Annotated in this window: 13 protein-coding genes; 7 read left to right on the top strand and 6 right to left on the bottom strand. The window is 49.5% G+C overall.

What is annotated here, in order from left to right; all coding sequences use genetic code 11:
- Positions 1–662 precede the first annotated feature (662 nt).
- The 3 genes from gpmA (at position 663) to NWAT_RS08245 (ending at position 3,482) form a co-directional block, all read left to right on the top strand.
- Complete coding sequence (gpmA, locus tag NWAT_RS08255) at positions 663–1,385, top strand: 2,3-diphosphoglycerate-dependent phosphoglycerate mutase (protein ID WP_041350945.1); 723 nt, start codon at positions 663–665, stop codon at positions 1,383–1,385.
- A 51-nt stretch (positions 1,386–1,436) separates the two neighbouring features.
- Positions 1,437–2,555 carry a S1C family serine protease gene (locus NWAT_RS08250; RefSeq protein ID WP_013220653.1) on the top strand — a complete coding sequence of 373 codons (1,119 nt, stop codon included), beginning with the start codon at positions 1,437–1,439 and terminating at the stop codon, positions 2,553–2,555.
- A gap of 282 nt (positions 2,556–2,837) precedes the next feature.
- Positions 2,838–3,482: a PEP-CTERM sorting domain-containing protein gene (locus NWAT_RS08245; protein ID WP_232420073.1), complete on the top strand. Its 645-nt coding sequence runs from the start codon at positions 2,838–2,840 to the stop codon at positions 3,480–3,482.
- A gap of 207 nt (positions 3,483–3,689) precedes the next feature.
- Here NWAT_RS08245 and NWAT_RS08240 read toward each other — a convergent pair whose 3' ends face one another.
- Complete coding sequence (locus NWAT_RS08240; protein ID WP_198342149.1) at positions 3,690–4,016, bottom strand: hypothetical protein; 327 nt, start codon at positions 4,014–4,016, stop codon at positions 3,690–3,692.
- Positions 4,017–4,169: 153 nt separating this feature from the next.
- The gene (locus NWAT_RS08235) at positions 4,170–5,462 is read right to left on the bottom strand and encodes a DUF3422 family protein (protein ID WP_013220651.1); all 1,293 of its coding nucleotides are present in this window, start codon (positions 5,460–5,462) and stop codon (positions 4,170–4,172) included.
- 165 nt (positions 5,463–5,627) lie between these two features.
- Here NWAT_RS08235 and NWAT_RS08230 point away from each other — a divergent pair, with 165 nt between their 5' ends.
- Entirely contained in the window at positions 5,628–8,330 is a 2,703-nt protein-coding gene (locus tag NWAT_RS08230) for a cation-transporting P-type ATPase (protein WP_013220650.1), read from the top strand.
- Here NWAT_RS08230 and NWAT_RS08225 read toward each other — a convergent pair.
- The gene (locus NWAT_RS08225; protein ID WP_013220649.1) at positions 8,320–8,778 is read right to left on the bottom strand and encodes a universal stress protein; all 459 of its coding nucleotides are present in this window, start codon (positions 8,776–8,778) and stop codon (positions 8,320–8,322) included. The two genes, NWAT_RS08230 and NWAT_RS08225, sit on opposite strands and share 11 nt — an antisense overlap.
- 135 nt (positions 8,779–8,913) lie before the next feature.
- Positions 8,914–10,113 carry an NnrS family protein gene (locus tag NWAT_RS08220; RefSeq protein ID WP_013220648.1) on the bottom strand — a complete coding sequence of 400 codons (1,200 nt, stop codon included), beginning with the start codon at positions 10,111–10,113 and terminating at the stop codon, positions 8,914–8,916.
- 151 nt (positions 10,114–10,264) lie between these two features.
- Here NWAT_RS08220 and bfr point away from each other — a divergent pair, with 151 nt between their 5' ends.
- Positions 10,265–10,729: a bacterioferritin gene (gene bfr, locus NWAT_RS08215; protein WP_013220647.1), complete on the top strand. Its 465-nt coding sequence runs from the start codon at positions 10,265–10,267 to the stop codon at positions 10,727–10,729.
- A 176-nt stretch (positions 10,730–10,905) separates the two neighbouring features.
- On the opposite strand, the gene NWAT_RS08210 is transcribed toward bfr, so the two are convergent.
- Positions 10,906–11,556, bottom strand: a complete 651-nt coding sequence (locus tag NWAT_RS08210; protein WP_013220646.1) for a DUF2959 domain-containing protein — start codon at positions 11,554–11,556, stop codon at positions 10,906–10,908.
- 192 nt (positions 11,557–11,748) lie between these two features.
- On the opposite strand from NWAT_RS08210, the gene corA reads away from it, so the two are divergent.
- On the top strand, positions 11,749–12,825 hold the full coding sequence (gene corA / locus NWAT_RS08205; RefSeq protein WP_013220645.1) for a magnesium/cobalt transporter CorA: 1,077 nt from the start codon (positions 11,749–11,751) through the stop codon (positions 12,823–12,825).
- 27 nt (positions 12,826–12,852) lie between these two features.
- Positions 12,853–13,488 carry a DUF599 domain-containing protein gene (locus tag NWAT_RS16145; RefSeq protein WP_013220644.1) on the top strand — a complete coding sequence of 212 codons (636 nt, stop codon included), beginning with the start codon at positions 12,853–12,855 and terminating at the stop codon, positions 13,486–13,488.
- Here NWAT_RS16145 and NWAT_RS08200 read toward each other — a convergent pair.
- The gene (locus NWAT_RS08200; RefSeq protein WP_013220643.1) at positions 13,383–16,652 is read right to left on the bottom strand and encodes an efflux RND transporter permease subunit; all 3,270 of its coding nucleotides are present in this window, start codon (positions 16,650–16,652) and stop codon (positions 13,383–13,385) included. The two genes, NWAT_RS16145 and NWAT_RS08200, sit on opposite strands and share 106 nt — an antisense overlap.
- Positions 16,653–16,674: the final 22 nt, after the last annotated feature.

The raw sequence follows: 16,674 nt of genomic DNA, 5'->3' as shown, positions 1-16,674 counted from the left end.
TTGATCGTGTCTTTGTAACTTTAAAGAGTATAGTTATTTATCGGAAGATAATAATATCCGAGAGTATTCCTGCTTCTATTCGGAAGAGATAATAGGCACTTGGAGGAGTCAGCTATTAAACTGGAAAATAGTGAAAATAACAGGAACAGACTTATCCACAATTATTGTGGATAAGTCTGTGGATAAAGAGAGGATGCTCTCCTGCTAAGCCCCAACTACCATGCTTTTTTACAAATCGGTGAAAAAATAGCCAATCTAAAATTATTTTATAAATCATATAGTTATAAAAAATTTCTTAGAAGACTTGAAGTTAGCGCCTAAGCGAGAGAACTTGTCCTTGGAATGAAGGATGATCTGTTGAAAACTTTTTTGTAAAAACGGTAAATTTTGGAATTGTCAAGCCCCTAATATAGAGTTGAATCTCTTAATTTTGCCAAAACTTCCATATCTCCAGGCATTTAAATCTTTGCGGGTGCATACTTCACCACTTACAGCATATTTAAGCATAATTTACCAATGGAGGCTAAGATAAAAATAGGAGCGCTGGAGAAACGGAATGTCCCAATTTTTAAAGATACCGGTTCTTTCTCTCCAAAAGTTATCGCATTATACGATAGGGATTGTAATAGGTTTTCGGTGGGAAGGAGGTGATAGTGAATAGAGTGATATTACTTCGTCATGGTGAAAGCATGTGGAATTTGGAGAATCGCTTCACCGGTTGGACGGATGTCGATCTTTCTACAAATGGCGTTGAAGAAGCCCGTCTTGCGGGTAAGATTTTGAAAAATGAAGGGTATCAATTCGATAAGGCCTATACGTCGGTACTTAAGCGGGCTATTCGCACTCTTTGGATCGTAGAAGAAATGATGGACCTGGTATGGCTCCCTGTGGAGAAACGGTGGGAACTGAATGAGCGCCATTATGGCAGTCTGCAAGGGTTGAACAAAGCAGAAATGGCTAAGCAATATGGTGCGGAGTTAGTGCATCAGTGGCGTCGGGGTTATGGGATTGAGCCACCGCCATTGGATAATTCCGATCCCCGGCATCCGCGCTTCGATAGGCGTTATGCAGGCTTGGCTCCGGAAGCGCTGCCAGCATCAGAATCTCTTAAAAAGACCCTTCAGCGGGTTATTCCCTGCTGGAAACAGTGCATCTTGCCGGATATTGCCGCTGGTAAGGAGCTAATTATTGTTGCTCACGGTAATTCTTTGCGGGCTTTATATAAACATCTTGAGGGACTATCTGATCAAGAAGTGATGGAGCTTAATATTCCTACGGGTATTCCCTTGGTGTTCGAGCTAGACAGCGCCTTCAGACCAACCGCCCATTATTATCTGGCTGACTCTGAAAAGAGCCAGGAAGCGATTGGTGACACCGCCCATTAGGCTATAATTCTGCTCCTACTTTTCCAGATAGAAAGACTAAAAAATCAAGCCGTGCTAAAGCGAAAGAAGATCTCTATTGGCTCCTTGGCGTTATTGTTGGCGCTTGCGTTTATTGTGGGAATGGGGTGGCAGGGAGTTGCAGAGCGGTTTTTAGAAGCGCCCCCTCCGGTAGAGCCGCGCCCGGTTCTGGCGCGTGGGGATTTGGCGGCGGATGAAAAATCAACGATTGAACTCTTTCGCAAAGTTTCCCCCGCCGTAGTTTTTATCACCACCCTGTCCCGGCACCGAGATTGGTTTAGCTTAAATGTGCAAGAAATTCCCCGGGGGACTGGTTCAGGCTTTATTTGGGATGATAGCGGCCACATTGTGACTAATTTACACGTTGTGCAAGGATCGAGTGCTGCTAAGGTGACGCTCTCTGACCACTCAACCTGGGATGCCAAACTGATTGGGGCAGCCCCTGAAAAGGATTTAGCGGTACTGCGGATTAAGGCGCCGGGAAACAAGCTTCAGCCTATCGCTATTGGCAGCTCCGGTGATCTCCAAGTCGGCCAAAAAGCATTTGCGATTGGGAACCCCTTTGGTCTGGATCAAACGTTAACCACGGGGGTAATTAGCGCGCTGGGTAGAGAAATGGAGTCGGCGGCAAGAATCCCCATTCGCAATGTGATACAAACCGATGCCGCCATTAACCCAGGCAACTCGGGAGGGCCTTTGCTAGATAGCGCTGGGCGCCTGATGGGGGTGAATACAGCCATTTATAGCCCTTCCGGTACCTATGCCGGGATTGGCTTCGCTATTCCCGTGGATACGGTCAATTGGGTAGTGCCGGAGCTTATTGCTAAGGGCCGAGTAGAGCGACCAACGCTGGGGATTGAGTTGTTGCCAGCGCGGGCTATGGCCAATATGAGGGTGGAAGGGGCAGTCATTCTGCGCGTGATTCCTGGTGGTGGCGCGGAGCAAGCCGGTTTGCGCGGGGTTCAGCGCGACTCCCTGGGGCGGATTCATCTGGGGGACATTATCGTTGCGGTCGAGGGCCAGCCCGTGCTGGATGCCGATGATTTAGTCTTGGCTCTTGAGCAGCGTCAAGCTGGCGAAAAAATTCAAGTGCAAGTGATTCGTGAAGAGCAACGACTGGATATAGAGGTGACATTGGGCTCACCAGCATAGGTTTTTTCTAGTAGTCCGCGCTCGCCTCTAAAGCCTAAAGTGACACTTGGAGATTCTTGCCGGAAAGTTTGTAAGTAAATGATTTTAAAAAAATTTTTGAGCAGGGAGATTCGTAGAGGACAAATAAGCAAGCAAAAGTATCATGTTTATTACAACTTGGTTCAGCTTGGCGGTGGAATAGATAATTTAAATATTTGTTTTACATATAAAAAAATATGAATTGGTAAGAGATTTGCTTAGGAATGATTAATTCAATGTTTTATAAAGTTTATGGCAAATCTCATGGGAAAGTTATTAAGAATATTTTTGTTATTGGCGAGCAGCATGGGCAATGTCCAGGCATTAATCATTGAGCTCGGCGGAGATGCCCTATTGGGTGTCCAGCCTGCTAATTTACGGAATCATCACTATGAAAGCAATGTGAACGTATTTGCCTTTAACGAGCAAGCATTCGTATTAACTGAGGATCTCTCTGTCAATAGAGAGTTTGAATTTGATGGTGACTTGAACAATGCAATTGCTGCCGGCACACACATCAACAGTCACTTATTACACTTTGATCCTATTGGTAAAGATAAGAAAGGCAAGTGGTCCAGAGCGAAGGGATGGATTACCTTTGATACCGATATTATCGGTTTGATCTATTCTAACCGTTTTTTAAGAGGGAGTGATTTTCTTAGCCAGCCGGGCACCCTCTTCTCTAAAAGTGGAAGAAAGTTGGATAAACACGAGCTTAATCATGGGGGTTGGAATATTAGCGCCGATTCTCGAACCTTGTGGTTTGACTGGAAAGCCAAACCCGCAGTAGATCAGCTGCGGGTAATTACCGATCCGCCCGTCAACGTATCAGCGCCTTCTTCCTTGGCTTTGCTGCTTCTAGGGGGAGGTATTTTTGCGGTGGGCCGTGGAAGAAAACTATTGGCCTGATGCTTTGAGGCCTTTGGAAAGAAGGGGCAGATCTCAGGCCCCTCGGCTTGGAGGTGTTTTAGAAACAGAGGGGCGCAGAATTTTTAATGTTCCTTCTTTGGCAGCTGAAGTCGATATTCGTTGCAGGAGCCTGGGAAAGCGGGTGGGTTCCCTGGTTGCGAAAGGCGGGATGCGCTCTTGCTTTCCCTCTCTACCCAGATTTATATATTAAAGGAGGCAGTTTGTAGGCTCTATTCTCATTGCCGAAATACCCGCTCGTCCTGCTAATCCAGTTTTCTCCAGCTTTACTACCACATAGTAGGCATGGTTACTAAAATCAAAGGAGTAACTAGAAAAACAACCTAGCTCAAAATCTTTATTTTGGGTTTGGTATAGCTCGTCCGCTGCGTAGTCATCACTATCTATTTTGAAAATGTTTGTAAACTCGCCAGTATCGAGATTCATCTCTCGAAGACGAATCGTTACCCTCGCGTCTGGTCCATTATCAAGATAACGGGCGGTCATTTTCCAACCATCAAGGGCTAATGCTAACAAGGCTATCAGCGTCCTATTTTTCCTGTTTGAGTAATACCGCGCACAGGAAGTCTATCGGATCATTTTTTATAAGCTTGATGTGACAGGGATCACAAAACGATAGATATATAATGATAAGTGTTTCTAGAAAATTTGCTTTAATTCGGCTGTAAATCAATCAACGTTGTGGTTTCTCGTTACCATACGCCGGATTTTCCGCACACTCAGGGCTACCGATAACGCGACGACCGGGATTGATATGCCGATGGCTAAATCCGGGTTGATGGGTAAGCCTGCCGCTTCTGCCGCCCTAGCGAGATAACCGACTAGACCCACTACGTAATAGGTGATGGCGGCAACGGAGAGCCCTTCCACGGTTTCTTGCAAGTGGAGCTGGAGCTTAGCCCGTTCCGCCATGGAAGAGAGCACTTGCTGATTCTGGTGCTCAAGGGAAATATTTACCCGGGTGCGTAGTAATTCGCTTGCCCGCCCAATGCGTCGGGACAGATTTTCCTGTAGCCGGAGTACAGTCTCGCAAGTATGCATGGCCGGTCCCATGCGCCGTTCGCAAAACTCGCGAAAGGTTTGCATGCCTTCAACCCGCAGCTCACGCAGCTCGTTAATACGCCGCTGCACCAATTCGTAGTAAGCCTGGGCGGCGGTGATTCGATATTGGATCGAAGAAGCCAGGCTTTCGGTAGAGGCCGCTAATTTAGTGAGCTGATCAAGTAACGCCGATTCTTCCTCGGTGGTAGCCGAGGCGATGGCCTCGGTAATCTGGGCTAATTCCTGCTCGGCATGTCCTAGCATGGGCATGGTTTTGCGCGCCAGGGGGTAGGTCCGCAACGCCTGTATGAGATAGGACTCAATCTCCAGCAGGCGTTGTACCGCCCGTCCAGCCTGGCGTGGGGTGAGACTGATATCCTTAATGATAAAGCGGCTAAACCCGTCTTTATGGAGGCGAAAATCGGCGTAAGCGATTCCTGCCCCTTCGCCAATGCGGGCGCCCGTAACGGCATTGCCTTCAAATAGGGCGGCAGCAATCTCATCCGGGTCCCGTGGTTTTTCGGGTCGGGGGTAGATGGCCAAGTGAGCAGCAACGAGGACCTGGCCCGGCAATTCCGTAAGCCAGTCTTGGGGTACGCTTTCTATGACGGTGTTGGCGAATGGCTCCTGGAATGGGCCGCGCCGAAAAAAAGTATAGCTAGTGAATTCAGTGTGTTTTTCCCATTGGAGGCGGAATGGACCCAGATCAATACGAAAATGATTATCTTTTGAGACTGGAATAGAATGACCAAACCGGAGGCAAATTTCCGTTAGTTTCTCCCGCTCTTGCTGAACCATCTCCGCATCGGAGGAAAGCACAAGATGGGATATTTGCTCCGGGGGCGCTAGCGATTCTGGTAGCCGGGCGTGTAGTTCATGGTTCAGTAGCAGGCGCTGCGGATGATCGACGGGTATCGTCATGAGATTAATATCTGGGCTGGTCTTAAAAAGATTATTTTGAGTTCCTCATTTTACCAATTAATGATTAGAAAAAGAGATTCTCAACCAAGACCCTTAGACAAGGGCAGCATTATAGCTCTTGGTATCGTATCATTCTTGATAGAACAGTAGAGATATGAGGTCGTCATGGCGCCGGTCAGGAAAAATAGTTGGCATGTCCATACTGCGGAGGCCGTGCTGCTGCGGGTGGGCAGCAAACGTTTGGGGTTGACTCAACAGGAGGCGGAGCAACGTCTAAAGGAGTATGGGCCTAACCGACTCACACCGCCTAGGCGAAGAGGGTCCGTGGAACGGTTTTTAACCCAATTTCATAATGTGCTCATTTATGTGTTGCTCGCCGCCGCCGTGGTGACGGCCTTGCTGGCTCACTGGGTGGACACCGGGGTTATTTTGGGGGTCGTGGTGCTCAATGCCTTGGTTGGCTTTATTCAAGAAGGCAAGGCAGAACGAGCCTTGGAAGCTATTCGTCATCTCCTCTCGCCCCAAGCGAATGTGTTACGCGATGGCCAGCATAGGGTGATTCCTGCCGAATGTTTGGTTCCTGGTGATGTGGTGATCCTCCAATCGGGTGATAAGGTGCCCGCGGATCTTCGCCTTATTCGGGTCAAGAATTTACAAATTGAGGAAGCCCCTCTAACGGGGGAATCCATGCCTGCGGAGAAGGCGCTTGAACCCGTTACTGAAAATGCACCGGTAGGGGATCGAACCTGCATGGCCTATTCCGGAACCCTGGTTACCTACGGTACTGGGGAGGGGGTGGTAATAGCCACGGGGGATCGCACCGAGATTGGGCGTATCAGCGCCATGCTAGGACAGGTGCAAACTCTGATAACGCCTTTGCTGCGGCAGATAGCTGTGTTTGGGCGTTGGTTGACCGCCGCTATTTTGGGGCTGGCAGCGATTGTGTTTACCTTTGGGGTAGGAGTCCAAGGCTATTCTCCCCAGGACATGTTTCTCGCGGCCGTGGGCCTTGCCGTGGCGGCCATTCCAGAGGGACTGCCTGCCATTATGACCATTACCTTGGCGATTGGAGTCCAACGCATGGCGCGCCGCAATACCATTATTCGTCATCTTCCGGCAGTGGAAACGCTGGGCTCCGTTAATGTGATTTGTTCTGATAAAACCGGCACTTTAACCCGGAACGAAATGACCGTGCGTACGGTAGCCACCGCCGATACCTTATTCGATGTCAGTGGAGTAGGATATCACCCCCATGGGGGATTTAGCCGGCAAGGCCAGCTGATCTCGGTGGATGACTATCCTGAGTTGGGAAATCTCTGCCGTGCGGGTCTGCTGTGTAATGATGCAAACCTTCACAATTGGGAAGATCAGTGGATCTGCCAAGGAGATCCTACTGAAGCTGCTTTGGTGAGCTTGGCCATGAAGGCGAATTTAATTCCAGAATTGGAACGGGAAGAATGGCGCCGGATCGATGTCATTCCCTTTGAGTCGGCACTTCGTTTCATGGCAACTTTGCACCAGGATCGGGCAGGGCACGGCTTTATTTATCTTAAAGGGGCGCCTGAACAGGTTTTGGAAATGTGCTATCGCCAGCGCAGCCAAGGTGAGGATCGACCCTTGGATATAGCTTATTGGCATGGACGTATTCTAGAGATGGCGGGCAAGGGGGAGCGAGTATTGGCTATCGCTTTCCGGGTTAGCGATATTAGCCGCAGCGATTTGCGTTTTGTGGATGTGGGGGGGGAGTTAACCTTGCTAGGGTTATTTGGAATTATCGATCCTCCGCGGATGGAGGCGATTGCTGCGGTCAAAGCATGCCAGGAAGCAGGAATCCAGGTCAAGATGATTACCGGAGATCATCTTTTGACCGCCCAGACCATTGGCCAGCAATTAGGTCTCAAACAAGACAGGCAAGCCTTGGCCGGTGCCGATCTGGAAATCATGGATGATGAAGACCTGCGTAAGCTAGTTTTGGATGTGAATGTCTTCGCTCGGGCTAGTCCAGAACATAAGCTTCGTTTGGTTAAAGCTTTGCAGGCTCAAGGACGAGTCGTGGCTATGACGGGTGATGGCGTTAACGATGCCCCCGCCTTGAAGCGGGCTGATGTGGGCATCGCCATGGGACAGAAAGGCACGGAGGTGGCCAAAGAGGCCGCCGAAGCCGTGCTTACCGACGATGATTTTGCTTCCATTGCCCAAGCAGTAAAAGAAGGGCGCACCGTTTATGACAATCTAAAGAAATCCATACTTTTCATTTTGCCGACCAATGGAGGCGAAGCGATGACCTTGTTGGTTGCCATTTTGCTTGGCTATAGGCTCCCCATTACCCCGGTGCAAATTCTATGGATTAATATGATCACGGCGGTTACCCTTGCCTTGGCGCTGGCTTTCGAGCCCCCAGAAGGGAATGTCATGCGCCGTCCTCCTCGTGATCCGAGGGAACCGGTACTATCCGGGTTTTTAATTTGGCGTATTGTTTTCGTCTCTGCTATTTTGGTAGCCGGTACTTTTGGGCTCTTTCTTTGGTACCGGGAACAAGGTGCATCTATTGAATATGCTCGGACTATTGCGGTGAATACCTTGGTAATGTTTGAGATATTCTATCTTTTCAATACCCGCTATATAACTCGTTCAGCCTTATCCCGAGAAGGTCTACTAGGTAACCGCTACGTTTTGATAGCTATTGTCATCGTGGTAGGACTGCAATTACTCTTTACCTACACTGGAATCATGCAACAGCTTTTCGGCAGCGTGCCTCTCGGTTTTGCTGATTGGGGCTGGATCATTCTGGTCACCTCCTCCGTATTTGTGTTCGTAGAACTAGAAAAATTATTTTTGAGAAGGAAAAAAATGTTGCTCAGTGAATAATAGTGATTGGTCCCTTGGCATGGCGTACGACTTTTTCACTCACGCTGCCTAGCAATAGGGCTTCAAAGCGCGAGAGACCGCGCCGGCCTATTACCGTTATTGTGTTAGGGCGTTTCTCAAAGTAATGGATAATTTCCGTTGCTGGGTCGCCTGTGAGGATCTCTTCTTTAATTTCTTGGCCCTGGTCACCCATAACCTGCCGGGCTTCGTCAAAAACCTTACGGGCTGTTTCTTTTTTGAGCTGTTCGGTATTTTCCTCCTCTGGATGGGTGATGCTCAGAAAATCAAAATCGCTGGTGGCTCCTGTTGGAAATACATAGAGCAGAGTTATTTTGTTTTCCGTTGCTTTAGCCAAGCGGGCTGCGAAGCGTGCCGCCCGCTGCGCATTTTCAGAGCCATCTACCGTTACAATGATGTCCTCAATAATGTCATTGAATTGAGCATTCATGATAATCGCTCCTTCATTAACTAAACTATTGCCACATTTATAGCCTGAGAAAGCCAAGTATTCACTTATATTGAATAGATATAGTCGCTTTCCTTAGCTTGCGCCAATAGAAATTTACGGGTGGGTTAATCCTTTTTAGCCTGGGCGCCCATCTATCCTGGAACGCCATAAGATAGGGGTATAGTGGAATAGAAAGACCCCGAAAGCCCCTATCCAAAGTCCGCCCGAAAGCAACCAAACAGCTACCATGTGAGTGGGCAGTAGCAGCGGGCCACCGGTTCGGACAATAACGCCTAGCGTAATCAAGCCATAAGCTACAACCATTCTTTTAGGCAATACCATGCGTCGTCCCGTATGGCCAAGGGCAACACGGGAAATCATGCCTAGGATGAGCGTACCCATGGCCCCCACCGTTAAAAGGTGGATTGCAATGCTATGATAGTCTCCCCCTAGATAGGCATCCAAACCCTTGACGACAAGCCCAACGCAGATCCATAGATACGCTAGATGCAGCACCCATAGAAGAGGTTGGGATAAGGTTTTATGCCCGCCCCAGCCAAGCAGACGGATTAGGTTGAATATGCCTGCCGCAAGTGCAATAGCGCCGGTTAGGGCATTGATCCCGCTGATGGCTTCTATTATCAAAAGCGCGGTGACGGAACCGATAGCCAGGCGCTCCAGCCAGATGAATTGGTAGATAGGGATTTGCAGGGTATTGCGGGTGAAAAAGGGGATCACGCGGCCGCCAATAATCACCATCAAGAGAGTAATGACATTGACTGTGGCGTGGAGGGCTGGCGTTGTTGCCGCGGGAAGATAGCCAGCCCCGCCCAGGTGAACCAGCAGGTTGCAACTTGCTAGAACCCCTAATATCACTACCAAGGCGATACTGCGGGTATGCCGTGCGGCCACGACAGGCCGGGCAACGAAAAACAGCAAACAGGGGATAAAAGCCATATCAACCGTGATGACAAGGGAAACAGGCAGGGCATCTCCCCCTAGCATGACGGCGCGTCCAGCAGCCCATACTAGAACGAGAAAGAGGAGGGAAGGGCCGGTTGCCGTAATACGCCCAGTCCAATTCTGGGTCGCGGTCAAAAGAAACCCGGCAATGATGGCGGCAACAAAGCCAAACAGCATCTCGTGGGCATGCCAGTAAGGCAGGGGAAGGTGCGAATTGAGGCTCAGATGCCCGCTTAATAACAATAGCCATAAGAGCATCCAGACGCTGCTCATTAAGGTTCCAAACCAAAAAAATGGCCGGAAACCCGTACCTAGGAAGGTCCAGCGGCGATGCTGAAATACAGCGTTTAAAAAGGGGGTAGAGGAGGACATAAATCTTTAGACTCCTGGAAAGAACAGGGAAAACAATAACTATTCTTTTTCGTATTTAACTTGTTGTAATAAATAGAAAAATTGACAATTCTTTAGTGTTTCGCTAAAGTATTTTCAAACCATCATACAATAACGGCAAGGAGTATGCATCATGAAGGGCGATAAAAAGGTAATTAGCTATCTTAATAAAGCGCTGACCAATGAATTGACGGCTATCAACCAATATTTTCTCCATGCCCGCATGTATAAAAATTGGGGCTTTGAAAAGCTGAATAAATATGAGTACGAGGCCTCCATTGATGAGATGAAGCATGCGGATCAGCTTATTGAACGAATCTTGTTTCTGGAGGGACTTCCCAACCTTCAGGATATGGGTAAGCTTTTAATTGGTGAGGCCCCCAAGGAAATGCTGGAATGCGACCTCAAGCTGGAAAAGGATAATTTACCCGTGCTAAAGGAAGCGATTGCCCATTGCGAGAAGCAAAGCGATTATGTTTCTCGGGATCTGTTTGAAGAAATCCTAGATAGTGAGGAAGAACATATTGATTGGCTAGAAACTCAGTTAGACCTTATTAAGAAGGTAGGCGAGCAAAACTATCTTCAATCTCATATGTAAGAATAACGCGAATATTTTCGCGAGGCCATCCATCTGGCGGTACCGGGATGGATGGCTTGCTGCGGGGGGAGTCAGATCGTGGTGAATAAAAGTTTTTTAGCGACGCCTGTCTTCTACTTTATCTTTACTCACGCCTGGACGTCCCCCTATACTTTAATAATCAAATGCCAGGCCCATTAGCTCTCTAGGGTCTTAATAAATGTGTTGGCCTCATCGATCGCGGCTTCCATTTCTTGGACGAGCCGGTTGACATCCGTCTCTATGGTGCTGAGTTCTCCTTGTAAAGACGCAATGGCGCGGGCATTGAGATTATGCTTCAAAAACAGCACTTGATCATGGAAGGTAGCGAGTACCGGTTGTATTTTTGCTTCGGCGCGTTTCATGGCCCGGAGTAGCTTGTCATAGCGGGTACGGGTTTGGGTAAGTTGTTGTTGGCTGCTGCGCCGTAAGGAAGGATTATCGTACTGATCCAGCTCTTCTTGCCACTCTACAAATAAGGCTCCAGCAACGTCTTCAACAGAGGCAATGCGGTCATGAACAGCTTCCGCCTCTTTTTTGCTAGCTTGATACTCGTCATTGAGCTTTTCATAAAGGGCTTCCAGATCGCCCCCATCGTAGTTCACAACGGAAGAAAACTGCTCTAGCGCAGATTGAAATTGGTCCTTCGCTTCAATTTGGGTATCTCGTACTTCTTCGACTCGATCCGCCAAAATATCTCTTTTGTGATACCCAAATTCCTCCATGGTTTTGTAATAGGCAGTTTGACAGCCAATAAGTAGCCATAAAAAGAGGCTGGTTAGAAGGGCTCGGAGAGTTACATTCAGCATGGGAAAAACTTCCATTTTTGGACTAAAATTGGAGATAGTAGCAGAATCCCAAGAGAGAATGGGAGTCTGGCTGGATACTTAAGCTATTGTTGTTTAGGCAAACGTTTCGTAATGTAAAAACCAGCAAACCCTGCAAATGGATCTCAAAGCGTATATTCAAGGCGAGCAGCGCCAGAAGAAACCTCACTAAGCGTGGATTATTTTACTAAGGATTATCATCCTCCAGGGACTCCTCCCGGTACGTTAGTGGAAGCGGAAGAGGGTGCGGAGACGCCACTTTCAATCCGCCTTATGGGCTATACGGCTGCTGAACTCAGGGAACGGGAATTGGCCAATGTCAGTGAGTGCCGACCCTATCTCCAGGATTCCAGCAATACTTGGATTCATGTTCAAGGCTATGCCGAACCTGCCATTTTGCGCCAACTTGGGGAAATGTTTAATCTTCATCCTTTGGCGATGGAGGATGTTCTCAATACAGGGCAACGTCCCAAGGTGGAAAGTTACGATGAGCAGCTGTTTGTCATTTTGAGTTTGGCCGTCATTCATGACTCTACTATAAAGGCAAGGCAAATCAGCCTGTTTTTAGGCGAGGACTATATTGTAAGTTTCTGCAATGGACATAGCGATCCCTTTGAGCCGGTCAGGAAAAGGCTGCGAAAAAACGGTCAACGTTTCCAATCCCGTTCCATAGATTATCTATTTTATATTTTGATTGATTTAGTGGTTGATGAGGGGTTCCCAATATTAGAAAGCTTTGGTGAACAACTTGAAGAACTTGAGCTGGAACTTTTGCGCTGCCCAACTCAGAATACCTTGGCCTGGATTCACAGGATTAAGCGAGAACTGTTATTGCTGCGCCGGATATTTTGGCCTCAGCGCGAAGTGGTCAATAGGTTGCTGCGGGAGGACTATAGTCCAATGACTAACGGGATCAAGATCTATTTGCGGGACTGCTATGATCATAGTATTCAGATCATGGAGTTACTAGAGACCTATCGGGAGATGAGCAGTAGCATGTTGGATGTTTATCTTTCTAGTGTCAGTCATCATACTAATGAAATCATGCGTATATTGACGATTATTGCCACTATTTTTATCCCTTTGACTTTTATCGCAGGTGTTTACGGCATGAATTTTGGTGATAATCCCGACAGCCCTTGGGCAATGCCAGAGCTTAGCTGGTATTACGGTTACCCCTTGATATGGTTGGTGATGATTGCAGTGGCCGTTTTACTGCTCATCTTCTTCAAACGCCGGGGGTGGTTCTAATTCGCCGGATAGGTTTTAATTTTTGATATGCCGCACTGGGAACATGAGCTAACGTTGCTGGCCTTTACGTTGTTAGGTGGCTATCATTTTTATCTGTTCTGGCGAATACGCAGGCAACCTTTATCTACGGCGGTGGGCCTGTCCCGGCGTATCCGCAAGCTATGGGTTAAAAAGGTCATTCAAGAAGGGCGGGACATCCTGGCTGTTCAAACTCTGCGTAATTGGACCATGGCGTCGACTTTATTGGCTTCTACCGCCATTTTGCTGGGCCTTGGCCTGTTGAATGTGGCGTTTACTACGGAACAACAATCTCAGCCTTCTAAGCTGCTCAATTACTTGGGTTACGATAGTGAGTTGTTATGGCTGCTGAAATTGGTAATACTGAGCGGGGATTTCTTTTTTGCTTTTTTTAATTTTACCCTGGCGATTCGCTACTACAATCATACGGGCTTTATGATTAATGTTCCTGAATGCCAGGAGGCCGGTATAAGCGCTAAAACAGTCACGGAGATACTGCAACGGGGCGCCAATCACTATACTTTGGGAATGCGGGGCTATTATCTGGCCATACCCTTGTCTTTATGGCTATTGGGTTCCCTATGGTTATTGGGGGGAGCAGTGCTCTTGGTGGCGGTGCTATACCGGCTGGATCGGTTTGCGTAGACCCATTCATAGAGAGCCGGCAGAACCAGCAGGGTGAGAAGCGTAGAAGACATGATGCCCCCAATGACCACGGTAGCCAGGGGGCGTTGCACTTCTGCTCCAGTGCTGGTGGCCAGGGCCATGGGGATAAAACCTAGGGCGGCCACCAAGGCCGTCATTAGCACCGGGCGCAGGCGGGTCAGGGCCCCTTGCCGAACGGCCTCCTCCAGGGGTAAACCCTCCTCGCGCAGTTTTTTAATAAAGGCGATCATGACCAAGCCATTGAGCACCGCCACGCCGGAAAGAGCGATAAAGCCTACGCCTGCGGAGATGGAAAGGGGAATATCCCGCAGCCAAAGCAATACTATCCCGCCGGTCAAGGCGAAGGGGACGCCGGTAAACACCAGCAGGCCATCCTTAAGGGTGCCAAAGGTGCCATAGAGGAGGATAAAAATAAGGAGAAGGGCGATGGGGACGACAATCTCGAGGCGCTTAGCGGCGGTGATCATTTGTTCAAACTGGCCGCCCCAGGTGGCCCAGTAGCCTGGGGGGATCTGAACTTGCGCCTGGATTTTGCTCCGGGCTTCCGCCACAAAGGAGCCTAGGTCGCGGCCGCGGACATTAGTGGTGACAGCCAGCCGGCGTTTGCCATTCTCCCGGCTAATTTGATTGGGTCCGGGAGTGATTTCCAAAGTCGCCACGGTACTGAGGGGAATATAGCTAGGGCGAAGAGGTACCCCTGCCGCGCCCTGCAAGGGGAATTGCTGCGATGCCGATCCCTTGGAGGGAAGGGGGAGCGGGAGACGCTTTAAGGTCTCAAGATTACTACGCAAGTCCTCGGGAAGGCGAACCACCAGGGGAAAATGGCGATCCCCTTCATAGATCATCCCCGTACTGTCCCCTCCGGCAGCGGTTTTTCCTCCCAGCGCGACGGTAATGACTGCTTGGACGTCAGCCACATTGAGCCCATAGCGGGCCATCTTTTCCCGTTTCATCCGCACGGTAACCACGGGCAAACCCGTTATCGGTTCCACCCGAACATCCGCCGCTCCAGGGACGGTTTTCAGCACTGCTGCAATGCGCTCACCCGTGTTGAGCAAGGTAGCCATATCATCGCCAAAAACTTTGACTGCAATATCCGCCCGCACGCCAGAAATAAGCTCATTGAAACGCAGCTCAATGGGCTGAGTAAACTCGTATTTGTTACCGGGAAGTTGAGTGATGCTGGCTTCCATCGCCTGGAGTAAGTCGGTTTTTGGGCGTTCCGGTTCCGGCCATTCCGCCCTCGGTTTGAGCATGATCAGGGTATCGGCGACATTGGGAGGCATGGGATCATTGGCAATTTCCGCGGTTCCAATCCGGGCAACGACGGTTTTTACCTCGGGAAATGCCATGATCTTTTCCTCCAGCGCACGTTGCATTTCCACCGACTGGGAGAGGCTGGTTCCGGTAGTCCGAATGGCTTGTACCGCCATGTCCCCTTCATCTAGGGTAGGCACAAATTCAGCGCCCATGCGGGTTGTCAGCAGCCCACTGAGCATCACTATTACCGCCGCGAGGGTGATGACTACTATTTTGTTGTTGAGGGTAAAATACAGTGCTGGCCGATAAGCTTTTTTGGCTAGCACCAGGGCGGGATTTTCTTTTTCGGCGATAGGCCCCTTGACGAAAATGGCCACCGCCGCGGGGACAAAGGTGACCGAGAGGACCATAGCCCCGAACAGGGCGGCCACAACCGTGAAGGCCATGGGATGGAACATCTTCCCCTCCACCCCGGTTAAGGTAAAGAGGGGGAGATATACAACCATGATAATGGTTTGTCCATAGAGAATCGCCCGGCGGGCTTCCTCGGAGGAATGGAATACCACCTCCAACCGTTCTGATAGCGATAGGGTATGACCTCGGCGCTGTTGTGCTTCCGCCAAATGCCGAATGCTATTCTCGACGATGACCACGGCCCCGTCCACAATAATGCCAAAATCCAGCGCCCCCAGGCTCATGAGATTGGCGCTGACCTTTTCGGTGTCCATGCCGGTGATGGTGAACAGCATGGACAGGGGGATCACCATGGCGGTGATTAAAGCGGCGCGGAAATTTCCCAAAAGGAGAAAAAGCACGACCATCACTAGCGCTGCTCCCTCCAGCAAGTTATTTCTTACCGTGGCAATGGTTTTATCGACCAAAGCGGTGCGATCATAGGCGGTTTTCGCTTCCACGCCCTCGGGAAGAGTGTGGTTAATTTCCGCTAACCGCTCCGCGACTGCACGGGCCACCGTCCGGCTATTTTCCCCCATGAGCAGGAAGGCGGTCCCTAGCACGGTTTCTTCCCCTTCCCGGGTGGCTGCGCCGGTACGCAATTCTTTTCCAAGCAGTACATCGGCCACGTCCTTGACATATACCGGAACGCCCTGATAGGTGCCCACGATGATATGGCTTATTTCCTCCAAATTTTGCACTTGCCCCGGGGCCCGAATCAGATATTGCTCGCCGTAGTGCTCAATATAACCTGCGCCTACATTGGCATTATTGCGGGCTAGGGCGGTGAGTAAATCCTGGAAGGAGAGGCCATAGGCGATAAGTTTTTTCGGGTAAGGGGTGACATGATATTGCTTAATATACCCTCCCAGGCTGTTGATCTCGGTCACCCCCGGGACGGTGATCAATTGGGGTTTGATCACCCAATCCTGGATAGTCCTTAAGTTGGTGAGAGTATAAGGGGCGCCATCTAGCTTACGGGCGCTGGGCTCCGATTCCACCGTCCAGAGAAAAATTTCACCCAGTCCCGTGGCGATGGGGCCCATTGTAGGCTCGATGCCTGGCGGAAGGTTGCCTTTAGCTTCCTGGATGCGTTGATTCACCAACTGACGGGCAAAGTAGATATCCGTGCCGTCCTCAAAAATAACGGTCACTTGGGAGAGTCCATAACGGGAGAGGGAGCGGGTCTCCTCTAGCCGGGGAAGCCCTTGCAGGGTAATCTCAAGGGGAAAAGTAATGCGCTGCTCCGTCTCGAGGGGCGAGTAGCCTGGCGCTTCGGTGTTGATCTGAACTTGCACATTGGTGATATCGGGGACAGCGTCGATGGGTAGGCGTTGGTAATTATAAATCCCTAGTACGGCTACCCCAAAGGTGGCTAATAGCACTAACCAACGCTGCTGAACGGCAAATTTCAGAATATGGGTAAACATGATTTTCTAGTGATGAAGGAAT

Source organism: Nitrosococcus watsonii C-113 (assembly GCF_000143085.1).
GTDB classification, from domain to species: Bacteria; Pseudomonadota; Gammaproteobacteria; order Nitrosococcales; family Nitrosococcaceae; genus Nitrosococcus; species Nitrosococcus watsonii.
This window is presented reverse-complemented; position numbering and strand designations above follow the sequence as displayed.

Coding starts and splice junctions, on each gene's coding strand:
- NWAT_RS08245 (WP_232420073.1), top strand. CDS start 2,838: ATGGGAAAGTTATTAAGAATATTTTTGTTATTGGCGAGCAGCATGGGC.
- NWAT_RS08200 (WP_013220643.1), bottom strand. CDS start 16,652: ATGTTTACCCATATTCTGAAATTTGCCGTTCAGCAGCGTTGGTTAGTG.
- NWAT_RS08225 (WP_013220649.1), bottom strand. CDS start 8,778: ATGAATGCTCAATTCAATGACATTATTGAGGACATCATTGTAACGGTA.
- NWAT_RS08220 (WP_013220648.1), bottom strand. CDS start 10,113: ATGTCCTCCTCTACCCCCTTTTTAAACGCTGTATTTCAGCATCGCCGC.
- NWAT_RS16145 (WP_013220644.1), top strand. CDS start 12,853: ATGCCGCACTGGGAACATGAGCTAACGTTGCTGGCCTTTACGTTGTTA.
- NWAT_RS08230 (WP_013220650.1), top strand. CDS start 5,628: ATGGCGCCGGTCAGGAAAAATAGTTGGCATGTCCATACTGCGGAGGCC.
- bfr (WP_013220647.1), top strand. CDS start 10,265: ATGAAGGGCGATAAAAAGGTAATTAGCTATCTTAATAAAGCGCTGACC.
- NWAT_RS08235 (WP_013220651.1), bottom strand. CDS start 5,462: ATGACGATACCCGTCGATCATCCGCAGCGCCTGCTACTGAACCATGAA.
- NWAT_RS08210 (WP_013220646.1), bottom strand. CDS start 11,556: ATGCTGAATGTAACTCTCCGAGCCCTTCTAACCAGCCTCTTTTTATGG.